Genomic DNA, 16,113 nt, shown 5'->3' with positions numbered 1-16,113 from the left:
TAGCTCCGATCAACCTGTTCGCAAACGCGACGAATAACTGAACACCTCGGGCAAAGCGACCATGGCGCTGAACCACGCGCCATCCATTTCGCTTTCCACCGGTAGCCTGCGCATGCAGTACCGCGAACCCGGCTCGACAGCGCTGGTGCCCGCCATGTAGCTGCAGGCCATGCGGAAACCCGCGGAGCGCACGACTTCGACCGTTTCGGTGTCGAAGGCATCCGGTCCTCCTACCGGATAGGAAAGCACATGCACCGGAGCCCCAAGTTCGCGCTCGAGCGTGCGCTTGGACCCGTTCACCTCGTCGTTCATTTGATCCTTGGGCAGTTTGGCCAGCATGCGGTGACCCACGCCATGCGAACCGATCTCCATGCCGCCTTCGTGCATTTCCCGCAACTGCTCCCAGCTCATGGGCCGGCAGTCCGGATGACCGGCATCGCGCGGGATGGCCCACTCCCGCTCCAACCGCGAGATGAGCGCTTCCTGGCCGGCATCGTTCAAGCCTTTCAACTGATCCAGCAACTGGGCGGCCAGCGCACGCCGCTCGGCGAGCGTATCGGGTATGTCCCAATCGACGCCCAGCTCGGGTGCGAGCAACTTCGGCGCCGTCGTGGTGCAGGTCATGTGCACCAGCCAATCGTAGGCATAAGGCATGCCCGAATCGATGTGGCCAGTGGAAACGAAGAACATGGCCGACATACCGAGCTCGCGGAGAATGGGGTACGCGATCCGATAATTGTCGTCGTAACCGTCATCGAAGGTCACCAGGATCGCACCCTTGGGTAAACGGCGATTGGCGTCGATACAGGACAGCACCTGGTCGAAGCGCATCGGGTGGAAATCGCGCTTGATCGACCGCATTTGTTCGCGGAATTGTTCGCCCGTGGCGCTTATCAGCTCGGTGTCGAAACTGAACCCGTCCGGGTCCGCCGACTCCAACACGCGATGATAGGCCAGTATGCGCAGATCGTGCCGCAACGCCGACCGCAGCTGCCGCAACATGGGTAACAGGCCCGCCGCATGGCTTCGACGGGCCAGTATCTGGCGCCTTCCGGCGCGCGACGATAAGGTCATAGAGCTCCCCTGTTCTGCGTCACCGGAATGGACAACCCGGTTTGTGTGTGAGCGATCGACTTATCCCCGAGCCCTGGACCGCCCCGCGCACCCCTGCGCGCTCAACCTCATTTGCCCCAGATTGCACCTGCGCCCACAACCCTGTCCACTGTAGGATAACCGTGGGGAACATGGACAAAGGTTCGCATGTATGGCGGAAGATACCGACTTCGTTGCGCTTTACGATGAGTTGGGGCTGGATGCCGAGTGCAGTATGGCCGACTTCAAACGCGCCTATCGTCGACGCGTTGCCCAGTTGCATCCCGATCATCCTGACAATTCCTCCGATATTTCCCGGTTACAACGCTTGAACCGTCTGTATGCGGCCGCGATCGAATTCCAGCGCGCCCACGGACGTCTGCCCGGCGCGGTCCGGGTTACTCCCATCGAAATGCCCGACCGCGCGTCGTTCGCGTCCAACGACGCACCGATGCACGATTCCCCTCCATTGTCCGGATCGCCTTCCTATTGGCGTTATGTCTTGTTGGTAGCGTTGCTAGGACTGGTGCTCTATGGACTTTCCATCCAAGAACCCGCCACCACCCTGTCCGCTGCCGTGGAGCCGACCGATGCGCCAAAGCAGGATCTGCAACGGCCGGTGTTGGAAAAGCTGCTGGCCCTCGGCATGGACGGCAAACAGGTAAGGCGGATACAGGGCGAGCCATTCAACTCCCATGAGCAACGTTGGGAATACGGCCCTTCCTGGATCCTGTTCGATTGCGGAAAGGTGGTGGATTGGTACAGCTCGCCCTTGCATCCATTGCGGGTGCGGAGCGCCAGCCCCACCGACAGTGCGCAACCCCCGTCCGGGACGCTGCGCAAATGTTGAAATACAGGGGAAAAAACGATGTTCGCTGGCACCGCCAGACTGCTGAAAAAAGCGCAGAGACGTCTGTGGATGAAGTACGCCCTGCGTGGTGTCGGCGGCAGCGACAACCACTCCCGGCTGGACCTCGCCTATAACGTCGAGGATCCCTGGAATATGGACTCGGAACTGGAGCAGTCCCGCTTCCAGGCCACCAACCGCATCATCGAAAAGAATTTCGGCCATGTCGGCTCGTTGCTCGAAATCGGCTGCGGCGAAGGCCACCAGACCGAATACCTCGTGCACCTGAGCGACGAACAATATGGCATCGACGTCAGCGCGCACGCGATCGAGCGCGCGCGCCTGCGCCTTCCCTCCGCGCATTTCGCCGCGACCGACCTATTCAATTTGCCTTGGGAAAACCAGCCACAACGGTTCGATCTGGTCACCGCCTGCGAGGTGCTCTACTACCTCAGCGATCCAGCCGCGACCCTGCAACGCATGCGCCAGTTGGGGCGCTGCGGCCTAGTGACGTTCTTCGCGCCTGCCAGCGGCCGCATCGGTCCGCATCTGGACGCCATACCGGGCCTACACAAAGACTGGATTTACCACGGCGGCACGTCCTGGCTGGTGGGCTGGTGGTGCGATGAGTGAACGCGATGAGTGGATGCGATGAGTGAACTGGGCACGCCGCTGCGGGGAGTGGGCATCGTCTACTTCGGCAACGACTGGAATGCCGAGAACCGCACCAGCAGCCATCACGTGGCCGAGCGGCTGGCACGGGTCTTACCCGTGCTGTACGTCGATTCGCCCGGCATGCGCGCGCCCAGCGCCAACGGACGCGACTTCAAGCGCGCACTGCGCAAGTTGCGCGCGGCGCTGCAAGTTCCGGAACTGATACGCGAAGGATTCTGGCGCTGCACCGTGCCGCAGCTGCCGTTCCGGCGCATCCCCGGGGTGGAAGCCTTCAACCGACGCTTCAGCCGCTGGGCCGTGCGGCGGGCGCTGCATCATGCGGGAATCACGCGTCGCATCTCCTGGTTTGTGGTGCCGCATCCCGGCTTTCTGGCCGGGCAGCTGGACGAAGAGCTGTGCGTGTTCTATTGCATCGACGATTACGCCGCGCACCCGGGCGTGGACATGGTCCTGATCGCGCAGCGCGACGAAGCCCTCAGCCGGTGCGCAGACTTACTGTTCGTGGCGCCGCCCGCGTTGCTGGAAAGCAAGCGCGCGCTGAATCCTTCCACCTTGTTCGCGCCGCATGGCGTGGACGCGGCGTTGTTCGGGCGCGCACAAGACGACGACACTGAAGTACCCGCCATCGCGCGCGACCTTCCCCATCCCGTGATCGGCTACATAGGCTCGATACACGAATGGATAGATCTGGAATTGATCGCTTGGTTGGCCACGCAGCGTCCGCAGTGGTCGTTCCTGCTGGTCGGGCACGCCGCGGTCGATGTGAGCGAACTCCGCGCCCTGCCCAACGTGCATTTCACCGGCGCGCAGCCGTACCAGGATTTGCCCGGTTGGGCCAAGGCATTCGACGCCGCCATCATTCCCTATCGCCTCAACCGGCAGGTCGCCAACGCCAATCCGCTGAAATTGCGCGAATACCTGGCTACCGGCAAACCCGTAGTCAGCGTGCGCAATGCGGAGATCGAAAAGTTCGCCGAGTGGGTCAGCATCGCCGACGACCGCGATGGCTTCCTGGCGGCGCTCGATAGCGCGCTGACCAACGACACTCCACAAGCGGCTGCACAGCGCATCGCATCGGTAGCCGACCAGACCTGGGACCACCGGGTCGAGGGGGTGCTGGATGCCGTCGCTCAAAAACTGGCCGCCAAACACTCGCTATCGAATAAATTTCCCCCTTCTAGTTTCAACCCGGTACTCCATGAGCATTGATCCTTCCCAAAAGCTGCGCGTCGCCCTCGTCGGCGCCGGCTACGTCGCTGGCCACCACCTCTCCGCACTGAAAGCCCTGGACTTCGTCGAGGTGGTGGGCATCTGCGACACCAACCTGGAGGCGGCAAGCGCGCTGGCGGCACGCCATGGCGTGCCGCTGGTGGCCGCTTCGCTGGCCGAGCTGGCGCCCGCCAAGCCGCAGGCGGTGCACGTACTCACGCCTCCGTCCTCGCACGCCTCCATCACCCTGGCGGCGCTGGCGATGGGCTGCCATGTGCTGGTCGAAAAGCCGATGGCCGATTCGGTCGCCGATTGCGAAACGATGATCGACAAAGCGCGCGAGAAGAACCTAGTACTCGGCGTGAATCATTCCGACCTCTACGACCCGGTTTTGCTGCAGGCGCTGGATGCCGCGCGCAAGGGTTCGATCGGCGAACTGGTGTCGGTGGATATCGTGCGCAATTCCGAATATCCCGCCTATGCCGGTGGCCCGTTGCCCGGCTCCGTCACCCAGGGCTCGTACCCGTTCCGCGATCTGGGCGTGCACGGGCTGTACACCATCGAAGCTTTCCTGGGTCCGGTCACCGACCTGCAAGTGCAATATCAAGCGCGCGGCACCGATCCCAACCTGCATTTCGACGAGTGGCAGGCGCAGGCGCGCACCAGCAAGGGCGTTGGACGATTGCTGCTGTCGTGGAATGCGCGCCCGATGGAAAACCGCGTTTTCGTACGCGGCACGCGCGGCACCATCGAGGTCGATCGCTTTCTGCAGACCTGCCGCATCCATCGAGTGCTGCCGGGCCCCAAGTTCATCGGCATCATGGTCAATGCCTGGATAAGCGCGATGAAGGACGTGTTCCGGATTCCCTGGAACGTGGTCCGCTTCGCCACCGGCATGCTCAAGCCTTCGCCCGGCATCCAACGCGGCGCGCAGGAATTCGCGAAAGCCGCGCGCGACCATGCGCCGCCGCCGTTCGGCGGTGAAGACGCCCTGCGTATCGCCAAACTGCTGGAACCGGTGTGCGCCGAACCGGACCGCTTGCGCCTACAAGGCCTGGAAGACCGATACACCGCCCTGGCCCCAGTGGACGCCTTGGTGACCGGCGCCGCGGGCTTCCTGGGACGCAAGCTGGTCGCGCGATTGCGCGAACAGGGACAGCGCGTGCGCGTGCTGGTTCGCCGGCCCATTGCGGCCTATGCCAGCGACGACGGTGTGCAGATGGTGGTGGGAGACTTGGGCGACCCGCGCATGGTGGCTCATGTCGTGGCCGGTGCGCCGATCGTGTACCACGTGGGCGCGGCGATGCGCGGCAGCGCGCGCGACTTCGAAGCCGGCACCACTTGGGGAACCCGCAATATCGTGGAGGCCTGCCTCGTCAGCCGTCCGCAGCGCTTGGTCTACGTGAGTTCGATGAGTGTGTTCGATCATGCCGGACGCGATCCGCAAGGGGTGATGACCGAAGCTTCCGCGCTCGAACCGCGTCCCGGGCTGCGAGGCGCTTACACCCAGACCAAGCTCGCGGCCGAGCGGCTCATGCAGAACGCGATTCGCGAGCACGGATTGCAGGCGGTGATCCTGCGCCCCGGCCAGATCTTCGGCCCCGGTGCGGAGCGGGTGACGCCGAACGGCGTGATCGCGCTGGCGGGGCGCTGGGTTGCGATTGGCAGCGGCGCGCAGACCATTCCGGTGGTTTATCTGGACGACGTGGTCGATGCCCTGCAGCAGGCGGCGGTCGCAGCCAAAGCGGTCGGTGGCGTATTCAACGTGGTCGACACGCAGCCGGTCACCCAGCAGGAATACCTGGACCATTGCCGCCGGAAATTGGGCAGCGAACTCAAGCTGGTGCGCGTGCCCACCTGGATCTTCATGGGGCTGGGTTTTGGCGTGGAACTGCTGGGCAAGCTGCTGCGCCGCGAGGTTCCGCTAACGCGGTACCGCGTGCGATCGCTGCGGCCACTGGCCAATTTCGATACCCATGCGGCGCGTGAGACGCTGGAATGGTCGCCCCGGATCGGGGCAAGGAGAGGAATGGATGCCACTTTCGGCTGACCCGTACGCGCCCTGACCATGCGCACGCAATCGCTTGCGGATTCCGTGAGCCCCTCTTACCAGGTTCGCCTGGAACCTTTGCCTCCTCTGGAAGAACTGGGCGCGCGCTGGCAGGAACTGGAACGGCGTTCGCGCTGTAGCTTCTTCATCAGCTGGCGCTGGATCGGCCCTTGGCTGGCGCTGATCTCTCCTTTGCGCTATGCCCGCCTGTTGAGCGTGTCGCAAGGCACGCGAACGATCGCTTTGGGAATTTTCACTCAGCGCAGACGCTTCTTTGGTCTGGGCCCGTTGCACCTGCGCCTGCACGAAGTGGGCGACAAGGTGCTGGACAGCCTGACCATCGAATACAACGGCCTGATCTGCGAAGACGGACACGAACGCGAAGCGCTTGCGGCCGTACTGGACCACCTGGCCCACAACGACAAACGTTGGTTGACGCTGTACCTGCCCGGCATGGCGGCTGACGACGTCCCCTTCGAAAGAGTCCGCTCTCTCGGCATGGCCATGCGCTCGCGCAAACGCGCCGCGCATTACATCGACCTGGCCGAACTGCGCGACGGCGGCAACGACTATCTGCCGACGGTACTCAGCAGCAAGGCGCGCGGCGCGGTTCGCAGGACCGCGCGCAAACTGCAGGCCGGCTTCGGCGAGCTGTGCGTCACCATCGCCGCCACCATTGAGGAGAAAATCGCTTTCTTCCAGGCGATGGTGCAGCTGCACGAGTCCCACTGGAGCGAGGAAGAACAGGATCGCGGCGCGTTCGGCAACCCGCGCATCTTACGCTTCCACGAACATCTTATCGCCCAATCCAGCGACGCCGAAGGCGCGCAACTGATCCGCGTAAACGCTGGCGACCATGTCGTGGGTTACGTCTACAACCTGGCTTGGCGCGACACCTTGTACTTCTACCAGGCCGGCATCGACTACAGGCGTTTCGGCGACTCCGGTAGTCCCGGGCTGTTGCTGCTGACCCGCACCGTGGAGCACGCGTTGGCCAGCGGCATGGCGCGTTTCGAATTGATGGCCGGCGACTCCGCGTACAAACGCACTCTGGGCATGGCCGAGAACAAGATGGTCTGGCTTTCCCTGGACCGCAACGGCTGGGCCTCATCGCTGCGGCGCGCGTGGTGGCGGTTGAAGGGCGAGGCGCAGGAATCATGACCATCGCCGTGCGCTGGCTGCCGTTGCAGGACATCGATGCGGCGACGCTTTCGGCATGGACCGAACTCGGCCAGACGATGCCGCGCGCCAATCCGTTCGCCATGCCGCAGTTCGTCCTGCCGGCGGCGCGCTGGCTGACCCCCCGCACGCCGCCCCAGGTGGCCTTGATAGAACGCCAGCAGCTGGGTTCCCGCAAGCTGATCGGTGTGGGCTGCTTTACTCGGGAGCGTCCCAATCTGTTCGTGCCTGTGTCGCACCTGACAAGTTATCGCACCCTGCATACCTTCCGCTCGGGCCTGTTGTACGCACCAGGCGAATCCGAGTCCGTGGCCCAGTCCCTACTGGCCGATCTGCATGGCAAGAGCAAACAGCTCCATGCGATCGGCTTCCACAATCTGCTGGCGGAGTGCCCGGTTTTAGCCTCCCTGCGCGGACTGCTGGACGACGGACGCGGTGGCTGGTTCGAACAGCACCGATTCCAGCGGCCGGTGCTGCGGCTGCATCCGCCAACACAGGAGCATGCGCTGGGCGTAATCGTGATGGACCGCGATCTGCGGCGGCGCAAGCGACGCCTGGAGGAACGCGGCACTGCCGCTTTCCGGATCACTCTGGCTGACACGAACGTGGCCGATGCCATGGAAACCCATCTGCAACTGGAACACGCGGGGTGGAAGGGAACCGCGGGCACTTCATTGCTGGCCTCTCCTTCGCAGGCCGGATTCTTCCGTGAAATGATCCAGCGCTTCGATCAGATCCAGGGCGCGGTATTCGCCGAAACCCTGTGCGATGGCAAGGTCATCGCCTCCACCAGCAATCTGCTGCTGGGCGATACCCTGAACGGCTTCAAGACCGGCTGGCATCCGAATTTCGCCGCCTGCAGTCCCGGCCGCTTGAACGAAGTCTTCCTGTCCGCAGCGGTTCCTTCTGCGTGGCCACAAGTCGCCGTCTTCGACAGCCAGGCGCAGGAAGACTCCTATCTTTCGGAGTTGCTGCCGCACCGCGACACCATGATCACCGGTACGCTGGCGGTGACCCGCCTGGGTCGACGTGCGATGCGCACTGCGCGCTTGATCCGCCCTGTGGCCTACCGGCTGGACAGAGATCGCTGAAACCAAACGATCTGTGAGCGCGGCGTAGTTCTGCTTCAAAAAAATTCCCCGTGAGGCGCGGCAAGCGGGGCGGGATAAACCCCGAAGGGGCGGCGCACAGGGATGTGCGCCGTTTCCGGAGGCGCAGGAAGCGCCTTACGGAAATTCCCGGTCTGCTTGCGGACCCGGCGGTTCCATCGCCGGGCGCGCCGTAGGGCGGCTTTCTTTTGGTTACTTTTCTTTGCCGTTCAAAGAAAAGTGACTCGCGCAAAGCGCGAAAGGTAAAGACCAAAGCAAGATCAAGGTCAAAAGCACCCCTCCTCAATCCTCCCCTGCGCTGCGCGCAAGGGAGGAGGCAGAAGCGGAGCAGCGCAAGATCGAGAGCAAGATCAAGATGGATCCCAGCTTTCGCTGGGATGACGGCGGTTCGGAGGTTTGCTAGGCGATATGCGCCCGGTGCCATTCCTGTTCTTCCGGGCTGAGCCACAACACCCGACGCTCGGGCCGGATCGCACCAGGTTTCGGTATGCACGCAGGCGGACGACTGCGGATCAGCAGGCGCTTGCCCAACGCAAGCGAACGCACCGTGGCCAATCGCTCGAAACCCAACGCCCTGTGCGCGCGCAACGATACCCAGTTCGATGCGCTGACGTCGGACAGGTAGCGCATGGGTCGCTCATCCAATGTGCCGGCCAGGTCCATCATCGCGGTCAGCAGCCGCCGGCCGCGGCGCTCGGGTGCCACGAACGCATCGCGTGCCCATACATGGGTCGCTTCGAGATCCACCCGCCAGCACATTTCGTCGAAGTAGCGCGGGCAGGCGTGCGCGACCCAGAACCAGGCCACCAGCCCCTGTTCTTCCTCCACCGCGAACAGCCGCAGGCCGTGACCGAAACGGGCGAGGATACGGTTCATGTCGCCGCGCCGACCGTAACGCCGGTCTTCCCGAGAAATGCGTTCGGCATCTTCCACGCGTAACTCGATGAAACGTTGGTCGGGCATCAGCGCCGCTTCGCGCACGAAACCGGGGTCGCGACCCAACAGAACGATGGCGTTGAACTCGATCATGCGTGCTCAATCATGCCTGCTCAATCATTGAGGGCCTTGGCGGGTTTGAAATTGGCCGATACCTGCTGCAGTTCCGACTTCCCCGACGCGCTCAGCAGGCGCAGCACATCCTGCAGCAGGCCGCGGCCGAATGCATACATATAAGCCACGTACACCGCGATACCCATCGCGATTTCGCACGCGAGCAGGACCATCTCCCTTCCTTGCAGATGCGGGGCAAGCTGCCAGCGCAGTGACAGCACGCCCACGACCATCGCCACACAAGCCGCCAGCACACGAAGCAGCGGTCCGCCCAGCCTCCGCAACGACAGTCCATGCCGGTGGCAGGCCGATGCCGAAAGCACGAACTGCACGATCAACGCGATTCCCACCGCGAACGAAGCCGCCACCACGCCCCAACGCGACAGAAACATCAGTGCCGCCACCAGCGTCGCGATCGAGATCGCTTCGATGCGCACCAGGGCGAAATTCCGCCCCAGCGCGGCGAGAAACGAGGCCAGCATGAAACTGCCCGCCCCCAGCACCGAAGTCACCGCCATCACGCTGAGCAAAGGCGCCACTTGCGCCCACGCTGGCGGCAGCAGCGCCTCGACCAGGGTCTGTGCGCAACTGGCCAGGCCGAACGCCATCGGACACAGCACCACGGCGGTGAGCGCAAGCGCACGTACGATCATGGGGGCGCGCTGCGCCGGCTGCGCACGCACGATGGCCGGCATCAATACGTTGCCCACATGCCCGCCCACGAACAACGCTGGCAGGTGCGCAAGGCTGAAAGCCAGGCTGTAGGTGCCGGCGGCCTCCGCGCCCAGCGCGCGCATCATCAGCGGCTTGTCCCAGTAGCGCGCGCCCTCGCTCAAGGTGATCTCGGCGGTCACCGGCGCGCCAAAACGGAAAATGTGCCTCAATCGTTGCGCGGTGACCGGCGCCGGACCCAACCAACTGCGCAGTCCGGTACCCGCAATCAGAATCGCGGTGATCACGCAGGATTGCACTATGAAAGCGACGATCATCGACTGCCCACCCAACGCCGTGGCACTGACCAGAACAATGGCGACCAGCGCGTAGACGATATCTCCCACTCCGGTAGCGATCGCGATGCGCCTGAAACGCAGTTCGCGGGCCAGCAGCTTGTCCGGAATGGCGCCCACCCGGCGGATCGCCATGCCCAGCAGCGCGCCCGGCAGGTAGTTGGCCAGTTGCGGAGCGGAAAGCAGGTGGGAAATGGCAGGTGTAGCCAACCACAGCCCCGCCAGGACCAGCACGCCGAACGACAGGTACACCAGCGAGGCGGCGAAGATCGCCGGCCGGCCCTGACCGCCGTGCACGATCACGTACTGACCGCAGCCCCAAGCCGATATCCAGTTTCCGGTCAGGGCGATGATGGTGGCCACCGCCACCTCGCCCACTATGTCGGGGCTCAGATGCCGCGCGACAATCAAGGTGGCCACCAGTCCCAACGCACGACCCAGCAAGCCGGCGCCGATGCTCCAGGCGGCAGAGGAAACGATCTGGTGATTGTCGCTCAACCACCTTCCCCGCGAAGGAGTGCGCATGTTTCCGATCGGGTCCCGCGCAGCGCGTGAATCATGCCGATTTCAGTTGCAGACCGTTCGTCCGCCACCACGAGCGGATCTTCCGCATCGCGGGCCGTTCCACGACGAAGGTCAACGCACTGGCCAGCGTCAGCACGATGGCCAGCGTCAGCAGGCACGCCAGGACACTCGGCACGCCCCGCCGCTCCAGATCGTGGATCAAGGCGAAACCTATCGCCTGGTGCAGCAAATACAACGAGTAGGAAATGCTGCCCAGGAAGACAAAAAACGCGCCGCGCAGCCATGAAAGCAGGTTGTTCACGAACAACAGGAAAATTCCGCAACAGGCGAGCCCCACCCACAGGAATACAAGGGGGTTGGCGACGGCTATCGCCACCAGGCACAAACCCATCATCGCGTAGTTCAACCGGTTTTCCTGCGGCCGCGTATGCAGACGGTAGAACAGGATGCCCAGTGCGAAGAACGGTATGTGCCGCAGGATCAGCAACTCGCGGGCCAGATAGGAGAAGTGCATGCGGTGCTGCACCACTTCGCCGTAGCCCATCGCCAGCCCCAGCCACAGCAGAATGATCACGTGGATGCGTTTGAGCTGGCCCAGCGCGAACCACAGCAGCATCTGCGCATAGAAGAACAGTTCCACCTGCAGGGTCCAATACGAGCCGTCCAGATGTTCGCCTCCGAGGATCTGCTGCACCATCGTCAGGTTGAGCAGAAGATCGCGCAACGACAGGCGCTGCTCCGGCATGCCCAGCAGGTAGACGAAGATGGCGGTGAGGGCCATCGCGGCCCAGTAGGCGGGATACAGACGGGAGAAACGCGAGACCACGAAATCCATCGCGGTGCGCGTGCGCTCCAGGGTCATGAAGATCACGAAACCGCTGATCAGGAAGAACAGGTTCACGCCATAGTTGCCCGGCGGAAAGCCGAACCCGAGCGGCGTCGTATGACCGTATTGCTGCCCATATTGCGTTGTGTAATGGAAGGCCACGACGGCCAGCGCTGCGATTCCCCGCAAGGCATCCAGCTCAACCACACGAGAGGACGGTGACGCTTCTTTATGCATCTTGGCCCTCCTACTAAGGATCACTGTATGGCAGTGAAAACGCAGTCTGGCGGATTTCTCGGCCAACGCCCGTCTCCGCTTCCCGCTGTGCGGACCGCTCGCCCATGCGTCTGCTGATCGTCACTTCGCAGTTCCCCATCGCCGGCGAACCGAACCGCGGCCGCCCTGTGTATCAGACCATTCGCGAACTCTCGCGTCTGGCCACGGTGCGCGTGGTCAGTCCAGTCGCCAGCTACCCGCGTTGGGCGCAACCGCGCAGCTACCTGTTCCGTACCTCCGACGATACGCACACGGTGGAAGGCTGCGATGTGCAATACGTGCGCTATCCGGCCCTGCCTGCATTGACGCGTCCGTTCAACGGCGGGTCTTGCGCGCGCGCCCTGCATGCTCCCCTCAAGGCTTTCGCTCCGGATCTGGTGCTGTCCTACTGGCTTTACCCCGACGCGTACGGCGCGATGCAGGCTGCGCGCAAAGCAGGCCTGCCGCTGGTGGCCGGCGCGCGTGGCTCCGACCTGCGCGTCCGCGATGCGATCAGCCGCGGACTGACGCGGCCCGTGGTACGCGCCGCGCAACGCCTGCTGGTGGTCAGCGAAGATCTGGGACGGGTGGCCGTCGAAAACTACGGTGCCGAGCCGGCGCGCATCCGCACCATTCCCAACGGCTGCGACGCTTCACTCTTCCACCCCGCCGATCGCGACGCCGCGCGTGCCCAGTTAGGTATCGCCGCGACCGATGCCGAAGTGGTGACCTATGTCGGCCGGTTGGTAGCCGAAAAAGGCCTGCGCGAATTATTGGAGGCCTATCGCACGCTTTCCGTCGTGCGCCCGCGCCTGCGTCTGGTGCTGGTTGGCGAAGGGCCGATGCGCGAAGAAATCGCATCGCGCCTGGCGGGCGATCCTTCGCTGCAAGTGACGCTGGCGGGAGCGCAACCGCCCGCGGAAGTCGCGCGCTGGATGGCCGCCTCCAACCTGGTGACCTTACCCAGCTATTCCGAAGGCCATCCCAATGTATTGGTGGAAGCCCTGGCCTGCGGCCGACCCGTAGTCGCCACGCCGGTGGGCGGCATTCCCGAGGTAGTCGATGCCGATTCCGGAATTCTGGTGCCGGCGCGCGATGCCGCTGCGCTGGCCGCCGGCCTGGCGCAGGCGCTGGATCGCCGCTGGGACGAAGCCGCATTGGCACGCAAGTTCTCGCGCAACTGGCGTCAGGTCGCCGAAGACACGCTTGAGGCTTGTGAGCAGGCCCTGCACGAATCGCGAACCAGCCTTCCCGTCAGTGCCGCGCACGCCCGCTGAGCGCGCCTACACTGTCGTCGACCAAGGAGCACCAGAACCGATGTGCGGAATTGCAGGTTTCAGCGGACCGGATGTCACGGCCGAGGCGGCACGCCCGGCGCTGGAACGCATGATCCATACCCTGGCCCATCGCGGGCCCGACGGCTATGGCTTTCACGCCGAACCGGGAATCGGCCTGGCGCACGCGCGCCTGTCCATCATCGACCTGGCAACGGGCGACCAGCCCATCCACAACCCGCGCCGCGATGTGTGGACGGTGTTCAACGGAGAGATCTTCAACTACATCGAACTGCGCCAGTCGCTGGAAGCCTCGGGGCACCGTTTCTACACGCAGTCCGATACCGAAGTGATCGTGCACCTGTACGACCGCTACGGCGACGATTTCGTGCAACACCTCAACGGCCAGTTCGCCATCGCCCTATGGGACGCGCAACGCCAGCGCCTGGTGTTGGCGCGCGACCGCGCTGGTATTCGGCCGCTGTTCCATGCACGCAGCGGCGGCCGGGTCTGGTTCGCTTCGGAAGTCAAAGCGCTGCTGGCCGTGCTGCCCGAATGCGCCACGCTGGATCCGCTGGGCCTGGCGCAGACCTTGACCTATTGGTCGGCGGTCGATCCCGGCACGCTCTACCAAGGCGTGCACAGCCTGCCGCCCGGCTGCCTGCTCAGCATCGAACGCGACGGGCGCGAGACGATGACGCAGTACTGGGACTGGACGTTCCCCAGCGCCGCCGAGACCTCGCCTTCGCGTTACCCGAAAAGCATTGAAGCGGCCACTGCCGAACTGCGCGAACTGCTGGTGGATGCGATACGCCTGCAACTACGCGCCGATGTGCCGGTGGGCGCGTACCTGAGCGGCGGGCTGGATTCGTCCGGCATCGTGGCCATGATCCGCGGCTTCACACAGACACCGGTGCGCACGTTCTCGGTCGCGTTCGAAGATGGCGAGTTCGACGAAAGCGAACACCAGATGGCCATGGTGCGGCACCTGGGCACCGACCACACCACGCTGCATTGCACGCGCCGCGATATCGGCGACGCTTTTCCGCGCCTGATCCGGCATACCGAAACGCCCGTGCTGCGCACTGCCCCGGTGCCGCTGATGCTGCTGGCCGGCAGCGTACGCGAGCAAGGCTACAAGGTGGTGCTGACCGGCGAAGGCGCGGACGAAGTATTCGGCGGCTACGATCTGTTCAAAGAAGCTAAGATCCGCCGCTTCTGGGCGCGCCAGCCGGATTCACGCCTGCGTCCGCTGCTGCTGCAGCGTCTTTACGGCTATCTGGAAAATTCGCCGGTGCGCAATCCGGCGTTCGCGCAATCGTTCTTCGGCCAGGGCATGGAACACCTGCAACGCCCGATCTTCGCGCATACGCCGCGCTGGGCCACCTCGCAGCGCGCGCTTTCGTTCCTTTCGCCGGAATTGCGCGCCGGCATCGGCGACTGGAATCCGCTGGACGCTTACGAGCGCACGCTGCCTGCGGAAATCTCGTCGTGGAGCGGCCTGGCGCGCGACCAGTACGTGGAAGCGAAATCGCTGCTGGCCGGTTATCTGCTGTCTTCGCAGGGCGACCGCGTGGCCATGGCCAGTTCCATCGAGGGGCGCGTGCCTTATCTGGATCATCGGGTCATCGAATTCGCCAATAGGCTTCCGCCCAGTTTCAAGATACGTGGCATGACGGAAAAATACATTCTGCGCCGCGCCTTGGCCGACCTGCTGCCAGAGGAAATCTTGCAACGGACCAAGCAGCCTTATCGTTCGCCCGACAGTCAGAGTTTCTTCTTCGACGGGCAGCCGCTGGATTATGTGGCCGAGCTAATGGGCACCGACAGCATTCGCGCCGCCGGCTATTTCGATCCGGTATCGGTAGGCAGGTTGGTGGAGAAGTGCCGGCAGGGACGCGCCACCGGTTTCGCCGACAACCAGGCTTTCGTGGGCATCCTGTCCACGATGCTGGTACATCGTCAGACCGCCGAGGCGCGCCAGCAGGCGGCAAGCGCGCGATCGACCTCCGTCGACGCCGCGCTCGCATGATCAAGAGGCGACCACGCAATATGCACCCGGCATTGGGGGACTGAGATGCACTGGCGAATCAAGGGGCTGATCCAGAAGGCGCTGGGCCCGCTGCCCGGCGGCGAGGCGCTGCACTACCGGCTGCAACGCCGTTTCGGCGGGCTGCAGAATTTCCACAGGGAACTGACGGTCAAGGTGGAGGACTGGCAGATCATGGTCCGGCATTTGCGCGATGCGGGCGTGGTCATTTCCAGCAGCCATTTCTTCGAGATCGGCACGGGCTGGTATCCGACGTTTCCGTTCGCTCTATATCTGGCCGGTGCGCGGCGCATCACCACCTACGATCTCAACCGGCATTTGCAGGGTGATCTGGTGCGGGCGGCGGTGAAGGAGCTGGGCGGTTTCCTCGATGTCATCGCTGAGGACAGCGGCAGCGACTTTTCCGAAGTGCAGACGCGCTATCAGATGCTGGCGACGGCTGTGGATGCGGGTGCGGATCTGAGCGAGGCCACCGGCGGCAGGATTCTGTATTCGGCGCCTGCCGATGCGACCGCCACGGCGCTGGCCGATGGCGAGGTGGACGTGGTGTTCTCCAACAGCGTGCTGGAACACGTGCCGCCGGAGGCGATCACGGCGATGTATCGCGAGTCGATGCGCATCCTGTCGCCGGGAGGAATCATGTTCCATTCGGTCAACTGCGGCGATCACTATTCGTACGTGGACGGCAAGATCCACCAGCTCAACTATCTGCGGTATTCGGATCGGGCGTGGAAGCTGTGGAACAATGCTTTCCTGTATCAGAACCGGATGCGGGCGCATGAGTTCGTGGAGGGCGCGGCTGCACTGGGATTCGCGATAGAGCTGGATACTTCGACTGCGCGTGCTAATCGCATGGAGCAATTGGCGGCAATGAAGGTGGATTCACGATTCGCACAGCTGACGCCGGAGAAGTTGTGCATTACCAGCGTGGATTTTATTGCTCGTAAACCAGCGTAAGGTGAGCC

At 63.7% G+C, this 16,113-nt stretch carries 13 protein-coding genes; 9 read left to right on the top strand and 4 right to left on the bottom strand.

Translation table 11 applies throughout. The annotated features are described in order from the left end of the window. Nucleotides 1-9: 9 nt before the first annotated feature. The gene (locus AC1DTQ_RS01185) at nucleotides 10-1,074 is read right to left on the bottom strand and encodes a polysaccharide deacetylase family protein (protein WP_477847322.1); all 1,065 of its coding nucleotides are present in this window, start codon (nucleotides 1,072-1,074) and stop codon (nucleotides 10-12) included. Nucleotides 1,075-1,264: 190 nt separating this feature from the next. Here AC1DTQ_RS01185 and AC1DTQ_RS01180 point away from each other — a divergent pair, with 190 nt between their 5' ends. The 6 genes from AC1DTQ_RS01180 to AC1DTQ_RS01155 are packed head-to-tail and all read left to right on the top strand — an operon-like array spanning nucleotide 1,265 to nucleotide 8,143. Beyond that, a complete protein-coding gene (locus tag AC1DTQ_RS01180) occupies nucleotides 1,265-1,942 on the top strand; it encodes a hypothetical protein (RefSeq protein ID WP_477847320.1) in 678 nt (225 codons plus the stop codon). 18 nt (nucleotides 1,943-1,960) lie between these two features. Continuing rightward, nucleotides 1,961-2,572 carry a class I SAM-dependent methyltransferase gene (locus AC1DTQ_RS01175; protein WP_477847319.1) on the top strand — a complete coding sequence of 204 codons (612 nt, stop codon included), beginning with the start codon at nucleotides 1,961-1,963 and terminating at the stop codon, nucleotides 2,570-2,572. Nucleotides 2,573-2,590: 18 nt separating this feature from the next. Next, a complete protein-coding gene (locus AC1DTQ_RS01170) occupies nucleotides 2,591-3,823 on the top strand; it encodes a glycosyltransferase (protein WP_477847318.1) in 1,233 nt (410 codons plus the stop codon). Then, a complete protein-coding gene (locus tag AC1DTQ_RS01165; RefSeq protein WP_477847316.1) occupies nucleotides 3,813-5,873 on the top strand; it encodes an NAD-dependent epimerase/dehydratase family protein in 2,061 nt (686 codons plus the stop codon). Before AC1DTQ_RS01170 ends, AC1DTQ_RS01165 begins: the two co-directional genes overlap by 11 nt. A 45-nt stretch (nucleotides 5,874-5,918) precedes the next feature. Beyond that, nucleotides 5,919-7,034, top strand: a complete 1,116-nt coding sequence (locus tag AC1DTQ_RS01160; protein WP_477847315.1) for a GNAT family N-acetyltransferase — start codon at nucleotides 5,919-5,921, stop codon at nucleotides 7,032-7,034. Continuing rightward, nucleotides 7,031-8,143, top strand: a complete 1,113-nt coding sequence (locus tag AC1DTQ_RS01155) for a GNAT family N-acetyltransferase (RefSeq protein ID WP_477847314.1) — start codon at nucleotides 7,031-7,033, stop codon at nucleotides 8,141-8,143. The genes AC1DTQ_RS01160 and AC1DTQ_RS01155 overlap by 4 nt, the downstream gene beginning before the upstream one ends. Nucleotides 8,144-8,560: 417 nt before the next feature. On the opposite strand, the gene AC1DTQ_RS01150 is transcribed toward AC1DTQ_RS01155, so the two are convergent. From AC1DTQ_RS01150 to AC1DTQ_RS01140, 3 genes are read right to left on the bottom strand one after another with little or no spacing between them, the layout of a single operon-like run. Next, on the bottom strand, nucleotides 8,561-9,190 hold the full coding sequence (locus AC1DTQ_RS01150) for a GNAT family N-acetyltransferase (RefSeq protein ID WP_477847313.1): 630 nt from the start codon (nucleotides 9,188-9,190) through the stop codon (nucleotides 8,561-8,563). Nucleotides 9,191-9,210: 20 nt separating this feature from the next. Further along, nucleotides 9,211-10,716: an oligosaccharide flippase family protein gene (locus AC1DTQ_RS01145; RefSeq protein ID WP_477847312.1), complete on the bottom strand. Its 1,506-nt coding sequence runs from the start codon at nucleotides 10,714-10,716 to the stop codon at nucleotides 9,211-9,213. A 58-nt stretch (nucleotides 10,717-10,774) separates the two neighbouring features. After that, nucleotides 10,775-11,806 (bottom strand): acyltransferase family protein, encoded by a 1,032-nt coding sequence (locus AC1DTQ_RS01140; protein WP_477847311.1) that lies wholly within the window; start codon nucleotides 11,804-11,806, stop codon nucleotides 10,775-10,777. Between the two features lie 104 nt (nucleotides 11,807-11,910). Here AC1DTQ_RS01140 and AC1DTQ_RS01135 point away from each other — a divergent pair, with 104 nt between their 5' ends. The 3 genes from AC1DTQ_RS01135 to AC1DTQ_RS01125 are packed head-to-tail and all read left to right on the top strand — an operon-like array spanning nucleotide 11,911 to nucleotide 16,105. Next, on the top strand, nucleotides 11,911-13,101 hold the full coding sequence (locus AC1DTQ_RS01135) for a glycosyltransferase (protein ID WP_477847310.1): 1,191 nt from the start codon (nucleotides 11,911-11,913) through the stop codon (nucleotides 13,099-13,101). Between the two features lie 40 nt (nucleotides 13,102-13,141). Further along, nucleotides 13,142-15,130 (top strand): asparagine synthase (glutamine-hydrolyzing), encoded by a 1,989-nt coding sequence (asnB, locus tag AC1DTQ_RS01130; protein WP_477847309.1) that lies wholly within the window; start codon nucleotides 13,142-13,144, stop codon nucleotides 15,128-15,130. A 45-nt stretch (nucleotides 15,131-15,175) separates the two neighbouring features. Continuing rightward, entirely contained in the window at nucleotides 15,176-16,105 is a 930-nt protein-coding gene (locus AC1DTQ_RS01125) for a methyltransferase domain-containing protein (RefSeq protein WP_477847308.1), read from the top strand. Nucleotides 16,106-16,113: the final 8 nt, after the last annotated feature.

It is taken from the genome of Pseudoxanthomonas sp. P4_B2, from assembly GCF_056402315.1.
Note: the sequence above shows the minus strand (reverse complement) of the source record. Positions and strands in the feature narration are given on the sequence as shown.

Coding starts and splice junctions, on each gene's coding strand:
- AC1DTQ_RS01150 (WP_477847313.1), bottom strand. CDS start 9,190: ATGATCGAGTTCAACGCCATCGTTCTGTTGGGTCGCGACCCCGGTTTC.
- asnB (WP_477847309.1), top strand. CDS start 13,142: ATGTGCGGAATTGCAGGTTTCAGCGGACCGGATGTCACGGCCGAGGCG.
- AC1DTQ_RS01135 (WP_477847310.1), top strand. CDS start 11,911: ATGCGTCTGCTGATCGTCACTTCGCAGTTCCCCATCGCCGGCGAACCG.
- AC1DTQ_RS01165 (WP_477847316.1), top strand. CDS start 3,813: ATGAGCATTGATCCTTCCCAAAAGCTGCGCGTCGCCCTCGTCGGCGCC.
- AC1DTQ_RS01140 (WP_477847311.1), bottom strand. CDS start 11,806: ATGCATAAAGAAGCGTCACCGTCCTCTCGTGTGGTTGAGCTGGATGCC.
- AC1DTQ_RS01185 (WP_477847322.1), bottom strand. CDS start 1,074: ATGACCTTATCGTCGCGCGCCGGAAGGCGCCAGATACTGGCCCGTCGA.
- AC1DTQ_RS01175 (WP_477847319.1), top strand. CDS start 1,961: ATGTTCGCTGGCACCGCCAGACTGCTGAAAAAAGCGCAGAGACGTCTG.
- AC1DTQ_RS01155 (WP_477847314.1), top strand. CDS start 7,031: ATGACCATCGCCGTGCGCTGGCTGCCGTTGCAGGACATCGATGCGGCG.
- AC1DTQ_RS01180 (WP_477847320.1), top strand. CDS start 1,265: ATGGCGGAAGATACCGACTTCGTTGCGCTTTACGATGAGTTGGGGCTG.
- AC1DTQ_RS01125 (WP_477847308.1), top strand. CDS start 15,176: ATGCACTGGCGAATCAAGGGGCTGATCCAGAAGGCGCTGGGCCCGCTG.
- AC1DTQ_RS01170 (WP_477847318.1), top strand. CDS start 2,591: ATGAGTGAACTGGGCACGCCGCTGCGGGGAGTGGGCATCGTCTACTTC.